This window comes from Geothrix rubra, from assembly GCF_030268065.1.
Lineage (GTDB): Bacteria > Acidobacteriota > Holophagae > Holophagales > Holophagaceae > Geothrix > Geothrix rubra.
The window spans coordinates 366036-372486 of record NZ_BSDD01000005.1 but is presented as its reverse complement, the minus strand read 5'-3'; the positions used below and the strand labels follow the sequence as shown (position 1 = coordinate 372486).

The 6451-nt window shown below is 66.1% G+C and carries 6 protein-coding genes; 1 reads left to right on the top strand and 5 read right to left on the bottom strand.

The window, feature by feature from the left end:
• Positions 1–905: immunoglobulin domain-containing protein (locus tag QSJ33_RS13975; RefSeq protein WP_285727237.1), on the bottom strand; the 905-nt coding region annotated here is incomplete at its 3' end.
• A gap of 124 nt (positions 906–1029) precedes the next feature.
• Here QSJ33_RS13975 and QSJ33_RS13970 point away from each other — a divergent pair.
• Positions 1030–1671, top strand: coding sequence for a PilZ domain-containing protein (locus tag QSJ33_RS13970; RefSeq protein ID WP_285727235.1), 642 nt, complete (start codon positions 1030–1032; stop codon positions 1669–1671).
• A 59-nt stretch (positions 1672–1730) separates the two neighbouring features.
• On the opposite strand, the gene QSJ33_RS13965 is transcribed toward QSJ33_RS13970, so the two are convergent.
• From QSJ33_RS13965 to QSJ33_RS13950, 4 genes are all read right to left on the bottom strand, one after another.
• A complete protein-coding gene (locus tag QSJ33_RS13965; RefSeq protein ID WP_285727233.1) occupies positions 1731–4025 on the bottom strand; it encodes a polysaccharide biosynthesis tyrosine autokinase in 2295 nt (764 codons plus the stop codon).
• A complete protein-coding gene (locus tag QSJ33_RS13960) occupies positions 4022–4495 on the bottom strand; it encodes a low molecular weight protein-tyrosine-phosphatase (RefSeq protein ID WP_285727231.1) in 474 nt (157 codons plus the stop codon). The genes QSJ33_RS13965 and QSJ33_RS13960 overlap by 4 nt, the downstream gene beginning before the upstream one ends.
• Positions 4496–4557: 62 nt before the next feature.
• Positions 4558–5640, bottom strand: coding sequence for a polysaccharide biosynthesis/export family protein (locus QSJ33_RS13955; protein ID WP_285727229.1), 1083 nt, complete (start codon positions 5638–5640; stop codon positions 4558–4560).
• Between the two features lie 311 nt (positions 5641–5951).
• Positions 5952–6362, bottom strand: a complete 411-nt coding sequence (locus QSJ33_RS13950) for an FKBP-type peptidyl-prolyl cis-trans isomerase (RefSeq protein ID WP_420801406.1) — start codon at positions 6360–6362, stop codon at positions 5952–5954.
• Positions 6363–6451 lie beyond the last annotated feature (89 nt).

Sequence of the window (6451 nt, the reverse complement as noted above, 5' to 3'; positions counted from 1 at the left end):
TAGGCGTCCCACTCGACGGGGTTCGCCGCCGATCCGGAATCCGCCGATCCGAGGGTGAAGGAACTGCTACGCGGGTAGATGCCTCCCCGCAGGAGCACACGCAGCACCCCGGGGCTCGTCCGGCTCGCGTTCTGGATGATCGTCCGCGCGCCCTCCAGCGTCGTCGGCGCCGCCAGCGTCCCCGGATTCCCCAACACTCCGTTCGGCGCCACGATCACTCCGGTGACGCTCGTGGTGGCGGCCTGGACGGTGAGGGTGGAGGAGCCGGATTGGGTCGGGTCCGCCACGCTGGTCGCGGTGACGGTATGGGCGCCCGAGGCCAGGGGCGCGGTGTAGACGGCCGAATTCCCGGTCACTGCGAGGGCACCCACGGTGGTGCTGCCGTTCGGCACGCCATCCACCGTCCAGGTGACCGCCGTGTTGGTGGTACCCGTGACCGCCGCCGTCAGCGTCAGAGTGGCCGCGCTGTTGAGGGTGGCGCTCCCGGGGGTCACGGTGACCAGGACCCCGGCCTGGATCGTGATGGCGGCCGAGGCCTTCTTCGTGGAATCCGCGTTGCTCGTGGCCGTGACGCTGTGCGTGCCGGCCGCGGCCGGGGCGGTGTAGGTGACGGTGCTGCCGCTTCCCGTGAGGGTGCCCACGGTGGCATTCCCATCCTGGAACCCGTCCACGCTCCAGGTCACCGAGGTGTCGGTGGTGCCCGTGACCGTGGCCGTGAGGGAGAGGGTGTCGCCCGGGCCGATGCGGCTGGAACTGGGGTTCACGGCCACGGCGATGCCCCCCGACACCGACTGTGCCGGGGCGGAGGTGGGGGCGGCGGCACCTCCGCTGCAGGCGATCAGGGAAGTGACCACCCCGATGACCAGGATGCCCAGAAGGCGGACTTGAATACTCCCAGCATGCATGGGAGCCCCTTGTTCGACAGTACAGGAGTTCGGTGCGAAGGGGGTAGGCCTTGATCGAACCTATTTTATCCCATTCCTTGCAAATGTCCACCGGCGACTTATCATCAACCCGTGGGGACGTACCATGACTGAACCTTCCGACAAGCGCACCTTCGAGCGCATCCCCTTCAGCCAGAAGGTGAAGGTGGTTTCCATGGGGCGGATGGTGGCCTATGCCATGGCCATCAACCTCGGAATGGGGGGCGTCCTGCTGAAGTCGGCCTCCCCTCTCCCCGTGGGCCGGAAGTTCCGGTTGGCCATTCCCGTCACAGGTCCCGAGGGGGTCAAGCGCATCCTGGCTGAGGGCACCGTGGTCAGGAGCGATCCGGAGGGGACCGCCATCCAGTTCTCGAACCCCCTCGAGCTGGCGGGCATCGACAACCTGCTGGGCCAGGCCTCAGGGATGCCGGGGCATACGATCCTGGCGGGCTACCAGGCCTATTTCCGGGTGAGCCGGAACCAGGACCTCGCCGAGTGCGAGAGGCTCCTGGGCGTCAGCAAGCGCACCTTCCGGACCACGTTCTACATCACCTTCCTCTCCTGCATCTCCCTCTCGATCCTCCCCGTCTGGCTGTTCCAGAGCAGCATCCCGGCCTACCCCAACTGGATCAAGATCGTCCTGTCCTTCGTCTATGGCGGCATCTGGCTGGCGGTCATCCAGCCCACCCTCGACCTGACGGTCTTCCACTTCCTGAGGCACCGCGGTTCGACCCGAAGCAGCGTCTGATCCGGAACCGCCGGGCGGATCCCCCGGGGAGACCCGCCAGGCTGTGGTTCCGAAGCCCTTCAGGTGTTGTCGGCGCGGCCGTACTTGTAGTGGTAGGCGTAGAGGTAGTGCCGGTCGTAGTATCCCAATCCGGTCGGGAGCATGTCATTGAACACGCAACCCTTGAGCGGGATGCCGGCGGACTGGATGCGGCTCTGGCAGGCCCGGAGTTCATCCAGGGTGTGCTTCCTGGACTTGGCCACCAGGAGGACGGTCCCGACCTTGGACCCGATGATGGTGGCATCGGTCACGGGCAGGATCGGGGGGGCATCGATGACCACGAAGTCGTACTCCTTGGTCACGTCTGAAACGAAGTTCGCGAACCCCGGGGACATGAGCAGCTCCGTGGGGTTCCTGGGAATCTCGCCCGTGCTCATCATGTGAAGGCCCGGAACCTCGGTCTTGTGGATCACGGACTTCCAGGTGGACAGGCCCGCGATGACTTCGGAGAGGCCACCCAGCCGGTTCCCAAGACCGAAATACTTGTGAAGGTTACCCTTGCGCATGTCGGCATCCACGACGAGCACCTGGGCGCCGGTCTGGGCAAGGACCACCGCGAAGTTGCCGCTGAGGAAGGACTTCCCGACCTTCGGGGAGGGCCCCGTGATCATGATGGCCCGGTTGGGTGTGTCGCCCATGGTGAAGTTGAGCATGGTCCGCAGGCTCCGGAGGCTCTCGATGGCGAGGTCATCCGGGTTGTGGAGGGCGAGGAGGTGCCTGCCGGAACGGCTTTCCCGGATGGCCCGGTAGTGTTCCTCCTGGGCCTTGCTGTGGGGGATCGTCACGAAGACCGGCAGCCCCAGCTTGGTTTCGATGATCCGGTGATCCTCCACCCCCTGCTGGAGCGCCCGGCGCAGCATGGCGAGGCCGACACCCACGAAGAGCCCCAGGATGATGAAGACAGCCAGCAGCATCTCCTTCTTGGGCTTGATGGGCTTCAGCCCGGCCAGGGCCGCGTCGACCACGCGGGTATTGTTCGTCTCGGCGACCCGGGTGATCTGGAGCTGCTGGATGTTGTTCAGGAGGGCGGTGTAGAGGTCGGTGTTCACCTGGACGTCCCGGGAGAGGCGCACCAGCTCCTGCTGGTTGAGCGGCAGGGACCGGACCTTCTGGTTCACGCCGGCCGACTCGCTTTCCAGCTTGGCGATCTGGGCGTTCAGGGTCGACACGACATCCGAGTTCTCCTGGTAGATCCGGAGCAGATCCTGCTTCTTCTGCCTCAGGGCCGAGATCTGGGCTGCGAGGCTGGTGCTCTGCTGGAGGGCGAGGTCGGCCTCCCTCGGGATGTCCACCGAGCCCGTCTGGGCGCGGAACCGGTTCAGCTGGTTCTCTGCCAGGGCGAGCCGGGCATGCACCTCCGGGATCTGCTTCTGGAGCAGGTCCAGGGTGCGGGCGATCTCCCCGCTCTTCCGCTCCATGTTCTGGCGGATGTACTGGTTCATGATGTCGTTGAGGATCTGCTCGGCCACGATCGGGTTCGGGTAACGGAAGGTGAGGGCCAGGAGGTTCGTGGACTTCCCGGGCTGGGTGGCCCCCTTCTCGGCGGCCTCCAGGTCGTTCCGGACATCCGTGATGGCGTCCAGGAGGGGGCGGCGGACGAGCTTGAACACCTGGCCGGGCTTGGCCGACAACTGGCTGACCTCCAGCTTCAGCGTCTCGCCGCCGAAAGTGGCCGCCAGGAGTTCACCGGGCCGGCCCGAGGCAAGCACGCTGTCCTTCGGGAAGGTGGCCCCGGGCTTGCCGCCCAGGGCAGGGACCTCTTCGGGGCTCTTCCAGGCAAAGGCCCCGCCAGGCAGGGCGACGATCTGGAAGGCCAGTCCCCGCATGGCCTCCGGGACCACGAACGTGTCCACCTGGATCCGGGGTGCATCCGCCTTCCCCCGTTCCAGCGCATCCCCGATGACCGGGAACAGCACCGGCTTCGCCACGAGATCAAGGCCCAGGGCCTCCACGGTCCGGCCGAGCACCAGGTTGCTGCCGAGGATCTCGATCTCGGTGGAGGCATCGGATGGGGCGGAGAACAGGTTCTCCATGCGGGTGTAGGCGGCATCGGAATCCCGCGTCGACTTCGGCGGAACGATCTGGAGCAGGGCTTCGGCCTGGTAGATCGGAGTGCTCCACCAGATGTAGAACACGCCCAGCCCGGTAAAGACCAGCAGACTGATCAGCAGAAGGTAGCGGCCACTCCACAGGCCCATCAGCCATTCGCGGAGGTCGATCTCGCGGAGTTCATCGAAGCCCCCCTTCGGCCTCGAGAAGGTTCCGGTACCGCTCAGCTGGACGGGTCGCAGGGAGGGAGGGAGCGATGAAGTCATGCCAGCCTTTGCTCGGAAAGGAGATGCGGCACCCAGGCCGACACCGATCGTTGAATGTCCTTGTAGATCTGACGGAAAACGTCCGGGCCCTGGCAGAACGGATCCGCGATGTCCTGTGGCGGAGTGGACAGCCAATGTCCCAGGAGGAAGATCCGCCCCCGGGCGCTCGGAGCCAGCTGCGTGCACCACTCCTTCTGCCGGGAATCCATCACCAGGATGAGGTCCACCTCGCGGGCAAGATCCGGCGTGAACTGGCGACCCCGGTGCCCGGAGATGTCATGCCCCTCTTCCCGCATGATCCGCACACCTTCAGGATCCGGAGGCATGTCCACGAGGGCGTTCAACCCGGCCGAGGCGACCCGGACGGACGGCCCAAGGGCCGCGCGCAGGAGTCCTTCGGCGATGGGGGCGCGGCAATGGTTCGCCTCACAGAGGACGAGAACGGAGCGGATGGTGGGCGTCGATATCAAGGGGTTGGCCTGAAGAGGTTCGGGAGAGGCGGCAGGAGGGCGCCCGGCACCGGATGGGAGGATCACTTCACCCGGTTGATGAAATAGTCCGTCTCCCCCACCGCGATGGCCGTCGAGGTGACGGCCGTGACCGTGGGTACCAGCAGGCCCATGACCCGGCTGAAGCGGACGAGGGTCCCGGCATCCACGTAGACGATGTCCCTTGGATGGAGGGGGAACCGGTCCGCCAGGACCATGGCGGTCGGATTGCGGGAATCCAGGTGGTAGACGTTCACGGCATTGGCCGCGCCGGCCTGCCGGATCACGTAGATGGAACGCGCGTCGGCGCTCGTGCCCGCGATCCCTCCCGTCTCGGAGATGGCCTGGGCCAGGGAGAGGTTGCCATGGATCAGGGGGAGGCTGCCGGGCCGGACCAGCTCACCCATCATGTAGACGGGGTGTTCCAGGCTGTTGGGCACCTGGAGCGAGTCGCCATCCTTCAGGAGGATCTGGCCGACGCGGTTCCCGGAGGCGAGCAGCGCCTGGAAGTTCAAGCGCCAGACATGATTCCCGCGGGTGAGGAGCAGCCGGCTGTCATCCGCCGTGGGCAGGAAGCCGCCGGCCCGATTGATGGCCTCGGCCAGCGTGAAGGGGACATCGGTGACGTTGTAGACGGCGGGGTTCTTCACCTCCCCGCCCACATAGACCTTCTGGGAGCGGTAGGCGAGGACCTTCACGTCGATCTGGGGGTTCTGGAGCACCCTGGTGAGACGGGAGGTGAGGGCATCACGCACCTGCGAGGTGGTCATCCCCGCCACCTTGAAGGTCCCCACGTGCGGGAAGTAGATCTGCCCGTTCTCGTCCACGATGATCCCGGAAGCCGCATCCTGCCGGAACTGGCCCAGGGGGAGGGTGATCTCAGGGTGATCCCAGACCGTCACGAGCAGGACATCCTGGGGGCCGATGCGGTAGGCAGGGATCTTGTCGTTCAGCAGGAGCTCGGCGTCCGTCGGGTCGAGGTCGCGGGGCTGCTGGGGTTTCAGGACCTCGGTGCCCAGGGACCGCAGCGTGATGTTGAGGCCGTCCATCTGCATGGTGGTGTCATGCCGCCCCGGCTTCACGTTCAGCTTCATGCCAGGAGCCGCACAGGCGCTGAGGAGGAGCATCAGGGACCCGATGAGCCCGAGCCTGATCCATCCGCTTTCCTGCCTGCCGAGCCGCCCAGGGGCGGTCCCGGGATGCGGCCGGGGATGGGGGACTCGACCTTGTGGGGTGGACATGGATGCCTCCGCTTGGCACGGCCAGGGGATTCAGACGAGAAAGATACATCCATCCATCGCAATTTCCCAATTTTATCTAATATTTTTTAATACGATCCTAGCCGTTGTGCCCAAATTGATTTAACTCGCCCTCAGGGACAGGGCTGCGCCATCCACGGCAAGGTGGAGGATCCAGGGGGGCCGGGGCTGGGGGCGGCCTACTTCACCCCGAGCAGCTCCACTTCGAAGATCAGGCGGGCGTGGGGCGGAATGTCCTCCCCCGCCCCGCGGGCCCCATAGCCCAGGTCCGCAGGGATGTAGAGCATGCGCTTGCCCCCCACCCGCATGGAGGCCACACCCTCGTCCCACCCCTTGATGACCCGGCCGATGCCGATCGGGATGGTGAGGGGCTCCCCGCGATCCAGGGAGCTGTCGAACTTCCTGCCCTTCCGGTCTCCCCGCGCCTCGAGCCAGCCTGTGTAGTGCACCACACAGGCCTGGCCGCGCATCGGCATGGGCCCGGTTCCCACCACCAGGTCCTGGTACTTCAGGCCGCTGGGCGTCGTCACCTTCACGGGCGCCTTCGCCCTGGGCTTCGGCACGGCCCCCAAGGGCAAAGCCAGCACCATCAGGGAAAGGATCAGGCCGGTACGGGACATGGGCGCCTCCTGAAGCAACCGAGAGTGTAGCGGAACCCCCGGCGTGAACCATTCCAGCG